General features: G+C 67.4%; 14 protein-coding genes and 1 tRNA gene. 3 read left to right on the forward strand and 12 right to left on the reverse strand.

Annotated elements, in window-relative coordinates; genetic code table 11:
• Window positions 1-17: 17 nt before the first annotated feature.
• On the reverse strand, window positions 18-1,331 hold the full coding sequence (locus ACFWFP_RS26430) for a reverse transcriptase family protein (protein ID WP_379299344.1): 1,314 nt from the start codon (window positions 1,329-1,331) through the stop codon (window positions 18-20).
• A 182-nt stretch (window positions 1,332-1,513) separates the two neighbouring features.
• Here ACFWFP_RS26430 and ACFWFP_RS26435 point away from each other — a divergent pair, with 182 nt between their 5' ends.
• Window positions 1,514-2,659, forward strand: coding sequence for a DUF2254 family protein (locus ACFWFP_RS26435; RefSeq protein WP_379299346.1), 1,146 nt, complete (start codon window positions 1,514-1,516; stop codon window positions 2,657-2,659).
• On the opposite strand, the gene ACFWFP_RS26440 is transcribed toward ACFWFP_RS26435, so the two are convergent.
• The 9 genes from ACFWFP_RS26440 to ACFWFP_RS26480 all read right to left on the reverse strand — a co-directional run bounded on the left by ACFWFP_RS26440 (window position 2,654) and on the right by ACFWFP_RS26480 (window position 14,278).
• Complete coding sequence (locus tag ACFWFP_RS26440) at window positions 2,654-3,979, reverse strand: diacylglycerol/lipid kinase family protein (protein WP_379299348.1); 1,326 nt, start codon at window positions 3,977-3,979, stop codon at window positions 2,654-2,656. The two genes, ACFWFP_RS26435 and ACFWFP_RS26440, sit on opposite strands and share 6 nt — an antisense overlap.
• 9 nt (window positions 3,980-3,988) lie before the next feature.
• Window positions 3,989-4,348, reverse strand: a complete 360-nt coding sequence (locus ACFWFP_RS26445) for an amphi-Trp domain-containing protein (RefSeq protein ID WP_379299350.1) — start codon at window positions 4,346-4,348, stop codon at window positions 3,989-3,991.
• Between the two features lie 117 nt (window positions 4,349-4,465).
• The gene (locus tag ACFWFP_RS26450; RefSeq protein WP_379299352.1) at window positions 4,466-6,094 is read right to left on the reverse strand and encodes a serine/threonine-protein kinase; all 1,629 of its coding nucleotides are present in this window, start codon (window positions 6,092-6,094) and stop codon (window positions 4,466-4,468) included.
• A 91-nt stretch (window positions 6,095-6,185) separates the two neighbouring features.
• Window positions 6,186-7,073, reverse strand: coding sequence for a DUF4231 domain-containing protein (locus tag ACFWFP_RS26455; protein ID WP_379299354.1), 888 nt, complete (start codon window positions 7,071-7,073; stop codon window positions 6,186-6,188).
• Between the two features lie 3 nt (window positions 7,074-7,076).
• Window positions 7,077-11,351, reverse strand: coding sequence for a TIR domain-containing protein (locus ACFWFP_RS26460; RefSeq protein WP_379299356.1), 4,275 nt, complete (start codon window positions 11,349-11,351; stop codon window positions 7,077-7,079).
• 5 nt (window positions 11,352-11,356) lie between these two features.
• A complete protein-coding gene (locus ACFWFP_RS26465) occupies window positions 11,357-12,511 on the reverse strand; it encodes a S8 family serine peptidase (protein WP_379299358.1) in 1,155 nt (384 codons plus the stop codon).
• Between the two features lie 12 nt (window positions 12,512-12,523).
• Complete coding sequence (locus tag ACFWFP_RS26470; protein WP_379299360.1) at window positions 12,524-13,543, reverse strand: trypsin-like serine peptidase; 1,020 nt, start codon at window positions 13,541-13,543, stop codon at window positions 12,524-12,526.
• Window positions 13,544-13,745: 202 nt separating this feature from the next.
• On the reverse strand, window positions 13,746-13,901 hold the full coding sequence (locus tag ACFWFP_RS26475; protein ID WP_379299362.1) for a hypothetical protein: 156 nt from the start codon (window positions 13,899-13,901) through the stop codon (window positions 13,746-13,748).
• 131 nt (window positions 13,902-14,032) lie between these two features.
• Window positions 14,033-14,278 carry a hypothetical protein gene (locus ACFWFP_RS26480; protein WP_379299364.1) on the reverse strand — a complete coding sequence of 82 codons (246 nt, stop codon included), beginning with the start codon at window positions 14,276-14,278 and terminating at the stop codon, window positions 14,033-14,035.
• 211 nt (window positions 14,279-14,489) lie between these two features.
• Between ACFWFP_RS26480 and ACFWFP_RS26485 the strand changes: the two genes are divergently transcribed.
• Window positions 14,490-14,562, forward strand: a tRNA-Asn gene (locus ACFWFP_RS26485).
• A 111-nt stretch (window positions 14,563-14,673) separates the two neighbouring features.
• Here the strand turns inward: ACFWFP_RS26485 and ACFWFP_RS26490 are convergent.
• Both ACFWFP_RS26490 and ACFWFP_RS26495 read right to left on the reverse strand, forming a co-directional pair.
• Entirely contained in the window at window positions 14,674-14,871 is a 198-nt protein-coding gene (locus tag ACFWFP_RS26490; protein WP_379299366.1) for a hypothetical protein, read from the reverse strand.
• Window positions 14,872-14,899: 28 nt separating this feature from the next.
• Window positions 14,900-15,232, reverse strand: a complete 333-nt coding sequence (locus tag ACFWFP_RS26495) for a hypothetical protein (RefSeq protein ID WP_379299368.1) — start codon at window positions 15,230-15,232, stop codon at window positions 14,900-14,902.
• Window positions 15,233-15,923: 691 nt separating this feature from the next.
• Here ACFWFP_RS26495 and ACFWFP_RS26500 point away from each other — a divergent pair.
• The gene (locus tag ACFWFP_RS26500) at window positions 15,924-17,138 is read left to right on the forward strand and encodes a hypothetical protein (protein ID WP_379299370.1); all 1,215 of its coding nucleotides are present in this window, start codon (window positions 15,924-15,926) and stop codon (window positions 17,136-17,138) included.
• Window positions 17,139-17,174: the final 36 nt, after the last annotated feature.

Genomic DNA, 17,174 nt, shown 5'->3' on the forward strand with positions numbered 1-17,174 from the left:
CCGGCGGATCCGTCCGGTCAACCGGCCCAGTCGACTCGCTCGGCCATGGCGAGGAGTGTGTCGCGGCGGTGCGGGCTGGTCTCGCCGATCCACGAGATCAGGCCGTAGACGTGGGCGCGGAAGTCGGTGTGCTCGTCGAGGTTCTGCGCGGCGGCACCGGTGCGCGCGCAGTTGTGCAGCAGGGCACGGACGGCGTCGTAGCGCTCGCGCGGTGCGGCCGGGGAATCGTTGACGACGAGCCCTGCCAGCACCTGTCGCTGGTGCGCGCGGCGGACCAGGGTCTTGCCGGTGTGCACGGTGAAGCCCTCGTCCCGGGCGATTGCGGTGACCGTCCAGATCAGCCGGGCGGTGTCGAGGTCGGCGGCGCCCGAGAAGGCGAGGTCGTCGGCATAGCGGGTGTAGGTCGCACCGTACCGCAGGGCGTAGCCGGTCAGGCGCCGGTCGAGACCGTGCGCGACGAGGTTGGCCAGGCGTGGCGAGGTCGGGGCACCCTGCGGTAGATGCCGGGCAGCGAGCAAGGTGCGCTGGGAAGAGCCCAGTCCGCGCAGTTCGGTCACCGGTGACGCGGTGGTGCACAGTTCGGCGAGAACGCGGGCTACCGCCGTGGAATACCCGCAGGCCGTGAACACCCCGCGCACCCGCGCAACCGTGATCGTCGGGAAGAAATCGCGCAGATCCTGTCTGTTCACCAGCGCGGATCCGGCGTGTGGGGCGGCGAAAGTTGCCGCGCTGCGCCCTTTCTCGAAACCGTGACAGGCCGGATGCGCGGGAATGCCCGCGAGAATCCGATGCAGGATCCGGCGCTGGATCTCGCGCAGTCGCACCTTCGGCGCCTCGACGACCCGCACCCCCGTCGCTTTGGGCAGCCGCCGATATCGGTAGTGCGACAACGGTTGTGACGCGCGGCGCAACCAACCGCCGCGATCGGCGAACCACTCGAGCTCCGTCGGGGTCACATTCAGCAGCAGGGCCAGCGCGGCGAGATCCGGGATCTCGACCGCGCCGAATCGCGTCGGCACGACCACCGGATCGAGGGGAACAACAGTCGTCGCCAGCTTCGGCAAGTCGGCCAGTACCCGGCGCAGCGTGTGCAGCGGATCGACCGGTTCCACCGGCATGAGTTCGATCACGCGCCCCGCGATGTCCTGTGCCCGATCGGGCTCGACAACGTCGGCGAATGCCTCGGCCAGCGTCGACAGCCCCCAATCGTCGTCGAGCAGCTCGAACGAGCGCGCCAGGCGCGTGGCCAGCTCGAGCCCGATCGCGCGGCTCATCGGGATGCGGCGGTGACGGGGCGACCAGAATCCTTCGTCCGCGGTGCTGCGAGGCACGCGAAGCGTGCGCCCAAGCTCTGGACGCTGAGCCCAACTGACAAGACGCGCCCAGGGGTTACCCCTGAGGTGGGTCTGAACGACCCGCTCTCGCCCCGCCACCGACGCACCGGGCCACTGTAGCGAGGAGTCATCCTTTTCGGGTGAGCCGAGCCGCACGGTCGATATGTGACCATCGGCGAATGCCCGTCCGGACAGCCCGCCCCCGCCGCCTGCGAGCCGGTCTGGCCCAGCTCGTCTTCATGTTCGCCGGGCTCTGCGCGGGACTGGCCGCGCCGCGGATCTCCTGGGGACCGCACGCGCCGAGCACCCCGGTGACCAACGCGCTGCTCTCGATCGGGATCGGCCTGCTGGGCGCGGTGGCCCTGATCTTCTCGCTGCTCTTCCTGGTGGTGCAGTGGGTGATGTCCACGTTCACACCGCGGTTGATGCTGTTCCGCGACGACCCCATCGTCTGGCGGACCTTCGGGTTCGCCCTCGGATTGGTCGTGTTCTGTGTGACCGCCGCCCTCGCCATCGGCAAGCGTGCCGAGGTCTCGGTAGTCGTGCCGGTCCTCGCGATGCTGGCGCTGCTCGTGCTGATCGCGCTGTTGCGGGCCTTGCAGTTGAAAGCCTTCGCCGCCATCCAGCTGGCGCCCGCGCTCGGGACGATCGCCGATCGCGGGCGGACGGTGCTCACCACCCTGTACGCCGCACCCCGCCCCGCCGCGCCACAGCTGTCGCCCGTGCGGACGACGGTTGTCTGGAAGCAGCCGCCCGCGGTGCTGCAACGGGTCGAGACGGCTGAACTGGTCCACGCCGCGAAGGCCGCGAATGTGACCATCGTCCTGCGCGAGAATCCGGGCGCCACCCTGCGCCACGGCAGTCACGTGGCCGATGTGCACGGCGGCGAACTGCCCGAAGCGACGGTGCTGGGCGGTCTCGTCGTCGGCGGCGAACGGACCTTCGACCAGGATCCGTTGCTTGCGTTTCGCCTGCTGGCCGATATCGCGCTGCGCGCGCTGTCCAGCGCGGTGAACGATCCGGCGACCGCCGTCCAGGCCTTCGACGAGTTGGAAGACCTGCTCGGACGGGTAGCCGCGGCACGTCTGGGACCGCTGCGGCTCACCGACGACACCGGGGTCGACAGGCTCGTCGTTCATCTGCCGGGATGGGAGGAATTCGTCCGGACCGCGGTAGACGACATCGTGTTCGCCGCCGCCTCACCGATGGTCGTCATCGGGATACGGGACGCGCTGCGTCGGGTACGCGACCGGGCAACCCCCGAGCACGTCGCATTGCTCGACCGATGGCTGACCCGGCTCGACGAGCAGGTGGCCGCGTTATGACCCGGGTCGAGTCCAGCGGGCCGTCTGCCACAGGCGTGCCCAGTCGAAGGCGGCGGCGGCCGGACGAACTCCCGGTCTGGTTCTGGGTACTCGCACGCGCAGAGCGCCCGGTTGGATGGTGCACCGGACCGGGGTGTCGAGCAGCAGGGATTCACCGTCGATACCGGCCGGGATCTCCGGGACGTCGGCGTCGACGATCAGCTCGATCACCGTTTCCTGCGACAGGCCGCGAAGTCGGGTGCGGCGCAGCAGACCGACCGCTTCCCTCGTGCTGGTGACCGACAGCGTGACCGCGCCGAGGACACCGCGATCGAGGCGGACGCGACGGCTCAGGCCCGCGAGATCATTGCTGCCGTAGGGATTGTTGCTCACCAGGACCGCCTGCGGTCCGTCCACCGCGAGTTCCCCGATCCGGGCGACCAGTCTCGGCCCGCGGTGCCCGTTGAGCAGTTCGGGCAGCAGCGCCAGCACCGTGGCGGTCTTGTCGTCGCGGTATGCCGGACTGCGCACGATCTCGGCGTAGACCCCGAACGAGGCGTTGTTGACGAAGGGCCGTCCGTTGACAGTGCCCAGATCCACGCGCAACTCCACACCGTCGCGAAGTGCGTCCAGTGACCGGCTGGGATCGGCGCGATCGAGTCCGAGATCCATGGCGAAGTGATTGCGGGTGCCTGCGCTGATCACCAGGAACGGGAGATCGTGTTCGACCGCCACGGCCGCGACCAGGGCCTGGGTCCCGTCGCCGCCCGCCACCCCGAGCAGATCCGCACCGTCGGCGACCGCCCGTTGGGCCAGCGCGGTGACGTCGATTTCCTCGGGCCCCTCCAGGAGAGCGACCTGAGCGCCCAGTTCTTCGGCCTTGCGCACGAGGTCGAACTTCGACACCTTCCCGCCACCGGAGCGCGGATTCATGATCAGGAACGGGCGCTCCGGTGCCGGGGTGGAGTATTCGGGCATCGTCGTCTCCGACCCGCTGCTGCGCAGGGCGATGCGCGCGGCGCCGACGGTCACCGCCGCGAGCGCACCCGAAACCACGGCGACCCACAGCAGATTCGCCCGCACGAACGAGACCACCACGACGACCGGCGCGAGCAGCGCCACCACCAGTGCGATCCACCGCAGGATCCCGAACCGGGTGATGAACGTGTAGAGCGCCGCCACCGCGACCACGACGCCACCGGTGCCCACGATCAGCAATGCCACGGCGCCGAGCACCCCGGCGGCGAGCACGGGCACCACCGCGGCCGCGGCGGCGGCGACGAACGCCAGTCGCGCCCACCACCGTCGAGCGCGGCTACCGGTGGTGTCCGGGGAGTTCATGGAGGCGGCTCACTTGGCAGTGGTCTTGCGCGCCCGGGGCCGGCGCGTCGCCTTGACCGGTTTCGATGCCGGCGTCGGTTTCGATGCCGGTGCCGGTGCCGGTTTCGGTGCTGGTTTCGCGTCGGACTCCGTCTCGGCGGCGGGATCGTCGCGCCACTTGATCTCGATTTCGATTTCGGTCTCGTCGCCGTCGACTTCGATCTCGAATTCCCAGCGGACGCGGTCGGCGACGACGATCTCGATCGAGTCGTCACCGGTCTTCAGTTCCACCTCGGAGCCGTGGGCGATGGCCCGTCCGATCATGATGAGCCGCTCGCCTACCTCTTTGCGGGAGAGCTCCGTTTTCCTCTTGATCTCCAACTTCGGCACGGCAACTCCTGACTGGATTCAGCGTGGACGTTGCTCCACCGTAGCCACGGCGGCGAGCCGGACGGATCACCCTTTTCGGATGAGCTGCGCCGGTCCCCGGGGCTGGTGAAACGCGGCTCAGCCTGCCGGGTCGATGCGGGCGACGCAGTAGCCGTTCGCGGCGTGCTCGAGGGTGAGCTCGACCGCTGATGTCGCGCCGTCCGCGCTGCTCACCGGCGCGCTGATGGTCACGACCGAGCCTGTCGAGCTACGGACCGTGAGTGCCTTGTCCTCGAATCGCCGCACCCCGGACAGGCTGGTGCCCGGCTGGGTGCCGTTGCACAGCAGCGGGTAGTCCGGTTCCACGTCGGCCGGGTTCACCGGGTCGCCGACCACCCGGCTCAGATAGCGCTCGACGGTGTAGCGAGCCTGCTCGTCGGTGAGGCCGCTCTTCCATCGTTCACTCACGGTCGGGCACCCGTACTCCGACCGCAACTCGCTGGGGCGCAAGCTGACCAGGAGGTCCTCGTTGTGCCAGTAGGGCCCGAATTGGCCGAGCACGCCCGGGCGTTGCACCGCATCGATGATCGGCAGGACATCGCCGTACATCCGGGGGATCTCGGCGGGCGACTGCGTCCAGCACTTGCGGATCAGCGCGCTCATATCACCGGCGAGGACATCGTCGAGCCAGGGACGCAGGACCGCCGCCGCCTTGGGACTGTTCGGGACGGCGCCGATCCGCGCGGCCTGCGTCGTGGCAGGCACATCCGAAGCACCCCGATCCTCGGCGGTCAGCACGGCGAACGCGGTCACCGCGGCCACCACCGCCGCGCCACCGACACCGAGCAGGACCTTCCTGGCCAGGGACGTGCCGGGAGCCTGCGGCGTATCCCGCCGCAGCACAGCGGTATCCCCCACCACCGGCGCGCCGGTGAGAGCGGCGATCGCGGCGTCGGCGAGCTCGCCACAGCTGGCATACCGGTCGGCCGGATTCTTCGCCATCGCCCGCGCGATCACACCGTCCAGGGCAGGCGGCAGCCCCGGATCGGCTGCCGACGGACGCGGCGGCGGCTCGATCAGATGCGCGCTGATCAACGCGGCCGGACTCTCCCGCTGGAACGGCACGAATCCGGTGAGCAGCTCATAGAGGGTGCCGCCGAGTGCGTACACGTCGGTGCGCACGTCGAGCGGTTGCCCCTCGAGCTGTTCGGGCGCCGCGTACGCGAGCGTGCCGAGCACCGATCCCGCGGAGGTGAGACTCGTCGTCTCCCCCATGCTCCGGGCGATCCCGAAGTCGGTGACCATCACCTCGTCGGTGCCGTCGTCGGCACGCGCGATCAGCAGGTTCGCCGGTTTGATATCGCGATGCAGCAACCCCTGCCGGTGCGCGTAGTCCAGTCCCTTCGCCGCCTCGGCGACAATGCGTACCGCCCGCTGGGGCGTGAGCACCGACAGCCCCTGGCGCAGCAGCTGCGCCGCGTCGAGCCCGTCCACGAACTGCATCGCGATCCACAACCGTTCGCCGTCGACGCCCCGATCGAAGATCTGCACGACGTTCGGATGACGCAGCCGCGCAGCCAGATCGGCCTCACGCTCGAACCGCGCCCGAAACGTCGGCTCCACCGCGAGCCGGCCGTCGAGCACCTTCACGGCGTCGCGGCGCGGCAGCCGAGGATGCTGGGCGAGGTACACCGTCCCCATTCCCCCGCCACCGAGCCTGCGCTCGATGCGGTACCCCGCAAGGATCGCCTCCGGCCCGAACTCCATCACCACTCCTTCGCACGACCACCCACGTGACTGCGCTCAGGTTATCCGGCACGGGCCACCCCGGCCGCACCTCGGATTCGGCTGCCCGGCTTCAGCTCTCCGCGCGCTCGCCCCATTTCGCCATCCAGCTCGCGTTCTCCAGCGAGATGGTGTTCTCGCAGTCGGCGACGAACTCCGCCCATCGGACCCGGTCGGTGGGTGATCCGTCGGTGCGCCACCGCTCGAGCCGCCGTCGCAAGCGATCCGCGGTGGCGAGGTAGGTCATCACCAGGAAGTCGTACCGCTTCCCCGCGAGGTAGGCCAGCAACGATCCGCTCAACGTGGTCATGACCGCGACCCAGGGCGCGATTCGGCCCGACGATTCCGCGCCGACGCCGGTGTTGATCGCGGCGACGATCGTGGCGGCGAGGCCGAGGCCGATGGCCGCCCGGCGCAGCCTGGTCGCGCGGGCGCCGTAGCAGCGGGCCGTCGGCAGGTAGTAGTCGTCGATCTGAGCCCGTACCCGGTCGCGGACGTACTCGTCGGGCCGCATCGATCGCGGCGCCTGGACAGGGTCGTCGCCGGGCATGAGCAGTGGCAGCAGGTCCTCGGCCGCCTGCTCGATGCCATCGATGTCGGCCCGCAATCGCTCGGCCTGGTGTGCGTCGCCGAGGGCGCGGAAGGTGAGAACTCTCTGCTTGATGCCTTCGGAGACCGCCCGCGCTCTGGTCCAGCGGCGGGTCGATTCCGCGGTGAGGTACTGGGCGGTGAGAAACGTCGCCACCGCCAGCGCCCCCGCACCCGAGAGCGCCACGATGCGGGTCGGGATGCCTGCCGAGCGGAGGACGGTCGTGGTCGAGGCCGTGGCGATCGCACCCCAGCTACCGAGGAACAGAACGGCGAGGCGCACTCGATCCAATCGGCGCTTCATCCGGGTAGCGGTGCTCGACCAGCGAGTTCGCCGCTGCCAGAGGGTGTTCAGGAGCTCGTCGTCGGACATCGGCTACTCCTGCTCGCCGGCGATCGGGAGTCCCGGGCACAGCTCGATGTAGTCGATCTCCGACGAGACCCAGCTCCGCCACATCTCCCGGCTCATGTTGTGCGTCATCTTGGCGCAGAGTTGCTCGGGCGAGGCGGTCGGCACGGGCCACATCCGGATGGTCTCGTCCACGCTCGCCGACATGATCCGAGCACCGTCGGGGGTGAAGTCGACGGCAGTGATGGGTGCACCGTGACCGACCAGGGCAGGGCCGATCTGGTTGTGCGTCGCCACATCCCACAACCGCAACACATTGTCGGTGCCGACGGTGACGAGTGTGTTGCCGTCCGGCGAGAATTGGACCAACACGACCGGACCGTCCTGCCACATCGACTTGTCGATCTGCCGACCGGTATCGGTATCCCAGATGCGCACCGACTTGTCTTCGTAGCCGACGGCGAGCAGGTGGCCGTCCGGGCTGAAGCTGGTGCTCTTGACCCACGAGGACCCGGTCATCGACTCGCCGACCTGTTTGCCGGTGTCCGCGTCCCACAACCGCGCCGAGTAGTCGAAGGCGCCGGTGGCGACCCGCCGTCCGTCTTTGTCGATCGATATCGTCCGCACGGAGACATCGTCGTGACGGAGCTCCGGTCCGATCGGCCGCATACTCGCCATGTCGTGGATCTGGACGATACCGCCGACTTTGAGCACCAGCCTGCGTCGGCCGGGATCGTAGGCATAGGCGCTCGTCGCTGTCGGCAGGGAGATCGGCGGCCCGATCGCCGCGCCCGTCGCGGCATCCCAGAATCGCACGTCGGTCATGGTGAGGGATTCGGTGCTGAACTCGCCGGACGCCACCTGCGCGCCTTCGGCTGTGTATTCCGCGACCTGAAACCTGCCGGGCTCGCCGCGGATCACCGGACCGACCTGTGCACCGGTGGCGGCGTCCCACTGCCGGATGGTCCCGTCGGTGCCGCCGGAAACGATATGCCTGCCGTTCGGGCTCACGTCCGCGCCCACCACCTTGGCGCCGTGTTGCATGGTTCGTTCTCCTGCCACCACCCACTCACGGACGGTGGAATCCAGGCTGCCGGACAGTATTCGATCTGATTCGGGGTGGAACGCGACGCTGGCCACGACGAGTTCGTGTCCTTCCAGCGGCTCCCCGAAAGGCTGACCCGTCGAGGCGTCCCACAGCCGGATCGTCTTGTCATCGCTCGCCGAGGCTATTGTGGCGCCGTCACGACTGTAGGTCACGGATTCGATGGCCGCGGTGTGGCCACGTAGCGGCTCCCCGATCAGTCGGCGAGTCCGTGTATCCCACTGCTGGACATCGAATCCCGCGACCACGAGCCGATCACCGTTGCCGTCGAAGGCGAGATTGTTCACCGCGCCGGCGGTGTACACCGGTATGGGCTCGCCCGACGGCAGTCCGGACCGCGGGTCCCAGAATCGGACGGAGCCGCCGAAGTCTCCCGAGGCGATCAGCCCGTCCCCGCCGAAAGCTACCGACGTCACCGGCATGGTGTGCCCGGTCATCTCGTGGATCTGCTGGTGGGTGTCGGAATCCCAGAGCCGGACGGTTCTGTCCACGCTCGCCGACACGATCCGGCGGCCGTCCGGGCTGAACGCCACAGCCATGACCGCCTCGGTGTGGCCGCGCATTTCGGTACCGATCTGCTGCTGGGACCCGGTGTCCCACACCAGCACGGTTCCATCCCGGCCCGCGGATACGAGGCGGGCGCCGTCCGGACTGAACGCGATGCGTGTCACCTCGGACTTGTGACCCTCCATCAGCGCACCGATCGGCTCCCATGTGTCCGCGTCGCGTAGTTGGATCTCGCCACCACCAGCGGCCGCGATCGTTGTCCCGTCCGGGCTGTAGACGACGCTGCTGACCTCGGCCTGGTTCATGGAGACGATCTTGCGGAGTTTTCCTTGCTGGTGGACAGCGTTGAGCAGGGCGAATTCCCGCTTGTTGTCGGTCGGGATTCGATAGGCGGCCATGGCCATCTGCATTCCCAGGATGTCGTCGCTCTTTCCCGGCCACCTGCCCGACAACATGAGCTGCGAATTCGCCGACAACGCAAGCACTGTCGCATGACGGTTCTCGGCGACGGCTCGTTCCTGTGCGCGATCCGCGCGCACCCACAGCAGCCCTGCTGCCAACGCGGCCACCATGGTCAACGCCAGCGCCGCCCGCAGGATCCGCGACCGCCGGCGCAAGGCCCGGGCGCTGCGCTGCGCGTCCTCCTTCGCCCGGCTCTCCGTGGCCGCCAATGTCTCCGCCGCCTGCTGGCGCTCCCTGGCGGCCCGCAGCTCGTCCTCGCGGTGCCTGCGTTCCTCGTCGATGCGCTCGTCCTCGGCCTGCCGTGAGGCCAGCAGCAGTCCCCGGACCGGGTTGAGCCGCTCACGGAATCCCGGTGTGGTGGCCAGTGATTCGGCATCGGTAAGCCGTGATCCGGACAGCAGCCATTCCTCGCGCCGCCCGTTCTCCTCCCATGCCTGTGCGGCCCGTTCGATGTTGTCGGCGGCCTCGAGATCGGCCGCCTCCACCCGCAGCCATTCGGCGAGCGCATCCCATTGGCGCAGCAGGCTTTCCAACGCGACCTCGACGACAACGGCACCGTCTCGCTCGTCCTTGACCAGCAGCCTGCGGGCGACGAACTCCTCGAGCAGCGGATGGCTCTCCGGCGGCAGATCGAACCAGCGGGCCGGGCGGCGCATCGGCCGGTCGGTACCGGAACTGATCGTCGCCAACCATGGCACGAACGCCCGCCGCAGGATCGCCAACTGCCCGCCCCGAACCTCGGGATCGGCGTCGAGGAGCTCGTCGACCTCCCGCTGGACCACCCGCCGCAATCCGCCGAGGGTTTCGTAGTGCGCGAGAGTGATCTCCCCGTATCCATAGTCCCGATACAGCCGGGCGAGGGTGAGCGAGAGCAGCGGCAGAGTGTCGGCGCCGCGGGACCAGTCGTCGAGCAGACGTTCCACCAGGTCCGGGGCGAACGACAACTGCGCGCCCGCTTCCCTCGCCCGCCGGGCGGGCCCGACGATGACCTCCTTGAACTGGGCCTGCGGCATCGGTTTCAGATCGTCGAACGGCCGCACCGCCACCGATGCCAGCATGGGTGCGGTCTGGAGCGGTTCGTAGCGGTCGGAGCGGATGGTGGCGACCGCGATCATCGCGATCCCACGCTCGCGGTCGAGCAGGCCACCGAGGAGAGTGAGCAGCACGCCTGCCTGCTCGCCCGCCTCGGGGCCGAACAGTTCCTCGGCCTGGTCGATCGGCAGGATCAGCGTGGGCGCCGGGTCACCGCCGGAGTCCGGGACGGCCGCCCGCGCGGCCTGCTGGGCTTCGACCAGCCAGCCCCGCACCTGTTCGATGTCGCGAACGCCGTCCTCGATCTCGGTGAGGCAGGGTCGGCGCAGCCCGGCGCCGACGCGCAACGCGTGGATCGACCGCGCGAATCCGGCGTCGCCGGTGAGGGCTCTGCGGTGCGGCCGCACGATGTCCATGGTGCGGAAGTGGCGGTCGTCGCGGGCCAGACGGGGCAGCAACCCGGCTCGCACGAACGACGACTTGCCGACGCCGGAGGGACCGAGGACGACGAACAGGTGGCCGCCACCGAGACCACGCAGGCCGCGCACGGTGTCCATCGCTCGCCCGATCTGCGCGTCGCGCCCGAAATACACTGCGGCATCGATGGATTCGAGCGGTTCCCACCCCCGATACGGCGCCCGCTCCGGGTCGCCGGGCGGTGGCCAGCCGAAGGTGTCGGCGCCGATACCGGCGGCCCGCAGGCCGTGACGTAGTCGCTGCAACCCCTCGGTCAGGAACTCGACCGTGTCCCCGTCCACCGGGATCGCGGTCTTGGGTCCGTCCCCGAACAGGTCGCAGCGCTGCCACTCGCTGGTCATGTCGCGCCCGGTCAGTGGTTCGAGGCGGACCGTGAAGATCGGCTTGTTCAGGGACTCGGCGTGGCGGTATTCGACCTTGCATTCATGAGAACGGTCCCAGTTGTCCGACAGCAGGCAGATGACCGCCTCGCAGCGTTCGCCTGCCCGGCGCAGTGCGTCCTTCCAGCGGACGCCTGCCGGAATCCCGGTGTCCGGATCGAGATCGAGGAAGATCTCGCCTGCCAGACCGGGTTCCGCCTCGATCAGCCAGGCCCGCAGCGCGACCGCTTCGCGGCTGTCGCGGCTCGAATGACTGAGGAACAGCCGGGCCACTGTGCCGAAATGCGCTCGCGCCGAGCGCGGGTCGTCCCCGCGCCCGGCCGAACGATCGGCATTCATGGCAGCTACACGCGCGAACGGTCGATGCCCGCTTCGACCAGTGCCGACCTGGCCACGTCCTTCGCACAGGCGGTGAGCGCGCCGAACGCGCTGATCCGGCTGAACGTCTGCCCGGTGTGGACGACGTTGTCGTTTTCGTCGTCGCCGTCCACGATCGGCACAGCACCCGCCACCAGCCATTTGCGAACATCGGCAACCGATGGCATCGTCCCGGCCACCCGCAGATGGAATTGCTGGATCAGCAACACGATGCCGGCGACCACGGGCGTGGCCTGACTGGTGCCGTGCTGGATCGACTCGCCGCTGTCGTTGCGGATCCCCGACGAGGTCGTCGGAGCCCCGGGCGCGAAGATGTCGGTCGCGCAGTCGCCACCCACACTGGAGTGCAGGCGCTGCGAGAACGGCGTGATCCGGTCCGGAGCCGTCGAGAGGGCGGTCGCGCCGGAGCCGTAGCTGAACGAGCCCTCGTCGGCGTCGTAGACCGCGCCGACGCTGATCGTCTGGCGGAAGATCGCCGGGTAACTCATGCCCTGGCCACTGTTGTGGCCGAAGTAGTCGTTACCCGCGGCGACACAGCAGCCGACGCCGACGTCGGTGAGTTGCTGCATCACGTCGCCGATACCGTCACCCGCGAAATCCGCGTCCGAGGTGTTGTTGTCCGATGCGCCGAGCGACATACACACGACGGAGATCCCGAGCGATGTCCGATTGGCGAGCACCCAGCGCAGGGCGTCGCGGATCGCGAGGAAACTGCCCCCGCCGGAGTTGCCGAGGACTTTGACGGGCACGATCTTCGCGCGCGGCGCCATCCCGGTGTGCACCCCGCCCGCGCAGATGATCCCCGCGACGTTGGTTCCGTGGCCCTGCCCGTCGCTCGGATCGGTGGGCGAACCGTTGTTGTCGGAGGTGAAGTTCCGCCCGGCCCGAACCCGGCCCGCGAAATCGACGTGAGTGGTGCGCAGCCCGGTATCGAGGACGGCGACCGTCATACCGGTTCCGTCGACGTGGAACTGGGCGCGCGCCTCCGCCGCGCGCACCAGCAGATCGACCTCGAGCAGTTCGGGCATCACGGTCAGGTCGGTCTGTAGCGGCTTCTCGACGGGCACGACGGATTCGTAGGCGACGTCGGCGACCGATTCGGCAGAGATGGTGTCGGACATGATATTTCCTTCCTACAGAGCCGAGTACGCGACGACGAAGTCGTAGACGTCGCGGGTCATCCGCCGCCCGAAGTTGGGCTTGGTGTTGTCGCCGATCGCGCCGGCGGCACCGCGGAGCACGCCGACGACGTAGGGCCATCCGTCGGTGTCGTACACGTACAGTCCCGAACCGCTGTCGCCGTACCACGCGTCCATGAAGAAGTTGATGTACTGACCGTTGAGAACGCCGTTGCCTTCGTTGCCCCAGATCTGGGGCTGGGCCTTGTCGCTCGGATGGCCGTAGAGGTACATCCGATTGCCGCTCACAACGTTGTCGGGCGCGACCCACAGGCCCTTCCACCCCGACGCGCGGCCCGGGAAGTCGCCGTATCCGGAGAATTCGATGACGGCGTAGTCGAACCGCGCGTCGCCGCCCGCGTTGTTGATCCAGCCGCCGGGGACCGTCACGTTGTAACCGCCATGGCTGCCGAAAGGCATCGGGGTCGAGTCCCCGCGGTCGGTGCCGGGTGCGATGGAGGGCAGCCGGAGCCAGCTCGTCCCGTTGTGCACGACGTGCGCGGCGGTCAGGGCGGTAGACGGCCCGATCATCGTCCCCGACCCGGAGTATCCGCCGTTCGCGAGGGCGAGGTAGGCGACCGTACTCATCGGATACACCGTGTTGTCGCGACGCACGACCCGGTTGTCCGAGCCGATGATTCCCGAAAACGCGTGCAGCGACGACGAATCGACCTGTTCGGACTGGGAGCGCGGCAGCGCGGTGTAGGACGACGTGCGCCGTTCGCCGTCCGCCCGCAGCAGCTCGACGAACGAGGTGTTCGGTGCGTCGACCGTGTATTCCTTGCCCTCGTTGAAGATCACCGGCCGCAGAGCTTCGGCGAGCTCGTAGTCCGACATCTCGAGGACCGGCCCGAGTTCGTCGCCGCGCGGCGGTTCGATGCGGGGACACACCGAATTCGGTGAGAGCTTCGCGTCGCCGATCAGAGTCAGTGGTTGGCCCTTGGGCGATGTCAGCGTGGTGATTGCGGTAGACATCCGTGCTCCTCGACACTCGAGCGGCTCCGAAGTCCTCAACGCCGACGTCAGCCGCAGATTTTCAGGCTGATCTGAACGTACGAGGATGTGTCCGAACCCACACGAGTACCCGGCTACCCCAATTTCCGCGGAAGTACTACCCGCGCCGAACTGCCGGGGAGCTCTCGCCGTCGACTACCGGTAGCGGCGAGGGCGAGCACTGCTAGCTCTGGTCCGGGTCTTCGACAGCGGCCAGAAAGGTCGGCAGATGGTTGCCGGGCACCGGCTCGGCGGGCTCCGCGCTGACGTCGCCGTGATTCTGGGCGCTGAACAACGACACCGGTGCGGCGCCGGCAGCGTTCACGTGCGGATCGGTCATGGTGGTCCCCCGTAGTGGTGAGAGTGAGGTGGAGTGTCGCCGAGCCTGCGCGGCAGGATGATTCGGCGGTTGGACGCTCGTCCCCGTGCGCCGGCAGACGAGCGCGACCCTACACCGCGACGGAACTCAGCTCAGCGACGCAGCTGGTTGTGCGGAATCAATACCGTGGTGCGCTCGTCGATCGGCTCCATCGGCTCGAGCTTGGGCTGCGTGCTCAACTTGTCCGACAGCTTCTGCCGGCTCACCGACACCAGCTTCCTCGTCACCGGACTCCCCGCGATCGCTCGCGAGGCCGCGGTGATCTGTTCGTAGCGTGCCCGACCGGCCTTCGTGCCCAGCACATAACCGGCCGCTACGCCGATGATCAACCGCAGCATCTCCTGGAGCTCCTCCCACGTCTGTGTGCGGGCTCCATCCTGCCCCAGCCGCCCCACCCCTGTCGATCCGGCCACTGTTCGACAGCACATCGTTATACGCCGCATGTCCGCAGGTAGTGCCCCGATTTGGGTTCCCACGACACGATGCGCTAAAGTTTCATCTCGGTCAGCCCGCCAAGGCCGACCACCTGAGTCTAACCACCCAGGACAATCCCCTATAGCTCAATTGGCAGAGCAGCCGACTGTTAATCGGCAGGTTTCTGGTTCGAGTCCAGATGGGGGAGCATAAAAAATCCCCTGACCAGGCAAAATGGTCAGGGGATTTCTTCGTTTATCCCGCATTTTCGGGCCATCACCAAGAAAACACCAAGAATTCGCCACCAAGAACGTCGTTGTCAGCCCGACGTACCGAACCCCAGCTCCAACACGGCCGATGAGTCCGGCGCCTGCTCCGGTGACGCGATGTAGTGCCGTTCGGTGACCGCCTCACGAGAGTGCCCCAACTGCTTGGCGGCGGTCTTCGAATCCGACGTCTCGGCGATCAGCGTCGCTACCGCCTTCCGGAACGTGTACTGCGTGACATCCTTGTACAACGTGCCCCGGGCATTCCGCCATGTCCGATTAGTTGTTCGGATCGCGCAGCACCCTGCCCCGGCCGGGAAACACGAGTGGGACCTTGTCTTCGACCTGCACCACGCTGGCACCCACCTCGCGTAGCGCCTTCACCGAGCACATCCGCCCCCAGGTCGGGCTGTCGCGCAGCCGCTTCAGCATCTCGATCGTGAACCCGGGTAGTGCCACCGTCCGATGCCCGGCATCGGACTTCGCCCACTCCTGCCGGAACAACCCCTTCCCATTGAGCTTGACAATGGTCGCCGACACGGTGAACGTCGCCGGTTTCGCCTCAAGATCGAACTGATCCCACGACGCTGCCAGCGCTTCGTCTGGCCGCACTCCTGAACCAAGGATCAAATCGGCACATCGAGTATCGTCCGGTCCCTTTTCGGGCCGTGCGCGTAAGCAGGTGCTCCAGGAATCTCGTTCCCAGCCAACCACTCCCGAAGTTGAGCACGCAGACCTGCCAGGCGGTCCCGCTCGATCGTCTGAGGTTTGATCTTGCGGCTGCGCAGACGCGATGTGTCTCGCACCGGGTTCTCCGGCAGGGCTCCGTATCGCACGGCGACCCCCATGATTGCCGGTCAGAATCACCTTGCGCACCCGCGCCTTCGACCTCATTCCGGCAGCGACAATCGACTGGATGTGTTCGTCGAGTCGGCCTGTATCTGCCTCCCAGACACGAAGATTGCCGATCGCCGGCACCCGGGCGTCTGCTGCCGTGAATATATGCCTTCGCAGTCGTTGAGTACATGGCCCTACCTACACCCGTCGGGTAGGCGAATCGAGAGCTTCATTCAGGGGATGGATCAGGAGATCTGCGACCAGATCTGATCAGGCAGCCGCCAGTGAGGAAGGATGGATGTGCGAAATAGTCTGTGCGACAGGCTAACCTAGCTTCGCCAAGCCGTAGGAGATCGCCATCGAGGGGGCGCGTGTGAGACCAGTGCGGACAAAGCCGGCAGATGCCGACAATCCGGTAGTTTCGGTACGGTTGGCGATCCTACGTCCCGATGAAGTCTTTCTCGGAATGGTCCTCAACGACCTGTCGAAGGAGCGGTCCTACTCACAGGCCTGTCTCGACTGGCCCGACTCGAAACCGCGCCTCGCGATCATTGTCGCTCCGCCGCCAACCCGCGATCGAGTCCCCTCTCTCCGGCAGGTAGAACGGATTTGGGGACTGGGCATCGTGCGCCCCGCCCGCGACACCGACCGCGACCGGAAGGTATATCTCTCCCAGGTCCACCAGTTCGGCGACGGTGTTGATGCCCCGCAGCGCTGGTTCGACTCGCGCAGCTCCGAACATCTGCCGGAATCCGGTCCGATCACGACACGAGCGGACGCGGTGCTGGCCGACCTAGTGGGGCTCTCTTCCGGCATTGCAACAGCAGTGAAGGCCCTGGCACCCTATCTCGATCACACTGCCGATTGGAGCAGCGAGGGGCTTCGTTGGCGTGATGAACGTGATGCCATCGCACTGTTCGCGAAGATCGCAGGCGTTTCCCCGAACGACTTTGCGCAGCTAAAAGATTGGAAGCCACCAGAGATTGGCGCAAGCTTCATCAAGGGAATGCAGGGTGACGCGGTCCAGTCGGCATTCGGTGACGTTCGAGAGGAAATCGCCAGCAACCTTGGTCGAGTTGGCGACCTAACGATTCGAACAGTCGTTGGCGACCCTACGCGGCAGACCAGCAGCTACCACCTGGAGTTGGCATCAGTCGTGGTACCGAGCTCGGCCCGGGCAACGAGTGGCTCGATCGATGCCTACTACTACCACGCTGTCAGCGCTACCCTAATCACGTTGCGCTACGTCGGGCCTGGGTTGGCCACGCTTGCGTTGCCAGGCGTTCGGCAGAGCTTGACCGAACTCGAAGACTTGCTCCGCAGCGCGATCGGTCCCGATAGTCGACGGCCCGCTGATTTTGGGTTCGTGAAGAACCCGCTCTTTGTTCGTATTCATGCGCACGAGCCGTTCACCACGGCGTTGTCACAGACAAGCCCGGGCGCGATTTATCCGATCGAGCAGCTCTCGACGGCCATCTCGTCCTCGGACCCGCCCAACTACAGGTTGGACAGGCACCTTGTGCCAACTGATTTCGCCCGGCTGGTGCGCGACGGTTGGATTGGCGCGCGTGAGGTCGATCTTGACACTGTCAACGCGATGGTGGCGGCGTCTGCGGAGACGCTGGGGTGCGCAGTTCTGGTGGTCGACATGAGCCCTCGCCCCCGCGGCAACGGGCCGTAGCCGCGGGCGCGACAGCAAATCAACCCATAACATCGA

Source organism: Nocardia sp. NPDC060249 (genome assembly GCF_042728755.1).
Taxonomy (GTDB): domain Bacteria; phylum Actinomycetota; class Actinomycetes; order Mycobacteriales; family Mycobacteriaceae; genus Nocardia.

What these genes read in the sequence shown, in the direction of transcription:
- ACFWFP_RS26455 (WP_379299354.1), bottom strand. Translation starts at nt 7,073, where the DNA reads ATGTCCGACGACGAGCTCCTGAACACCCTCTGGCAGCGGCGAACTCGC.
- ACFWFP_RS26480 (WP_379299364.1), bottom strand. Translation starts at nt 14,278, where the DNA reads ATGCTGCGGTTGATCATCGGCGTAGCGGCCGGTTATGTGCTGGGCACG.
- ACFWFP_RS26450 (WP_379299352.1), bottom strand. Translation starts at nt 6,094, where the DNA reads ATGGAGTTCGGGCCGGAGGCGATCCTTGCGGGGTACCGCATCGAGCGC.
- ACFWFP_RS26475 (WP_379299362.1), bottom strand. Translation starts at nt 13,901, where the DNA reads ATGACCGATCCGCACGTGAACGCTGCCGGCGCCGCACCGGTGTCGTTG.
- ACFWFP_RS26440 (WP_379299348.1), bottom strand. Translation starts at nt 3,979, where the DNA reads ATGAACTCCCCGGACACCACCGGTAGCCGCGCTCGACGGTGGTGGGCG.
- ACFWFP_RS26435 (WP_379299346.1), top strand. Translation starts at nt 1,514, where the DNA reads ATGCCCGTCCGGACAGCCCGCCCCCGCCGCCTGCGAGCCGGTCTGGCC.
- ACFWFP_RS26500 (WP_379299370.1), top strand. Translation starts at nt 15,924, where the DNA reads ATGGTCCTCAACGACCTGTCGAAGGAGCGGTCCTACTCACAGGCCTGT.
- ACFWFP_RS26470 (WP_379299360.1), bottom strand. Translation starts at nt 13,543, where the DNA reads ATGTCTACCGCAATCACCACGCTGACATCGCCCAAGGGCCAACCACTG.
- ACFWFP_RS26465 (WP_379299358.1), bottom strand. Translation starts at nt 12,511, where the DNA reads ATGTCCGACACCATCTCTGCCGAATCGGTCGCCGACGTCGCCTACGAA.
- ACFWFP_RS26460 (WP_379299356.1), bottom strand. Translation starts at nt 11,351, where the DNA reads ATGAATGCCGATCGTTCGGCCGGGCGCGGGGACGACCCGCGCTCGGCG.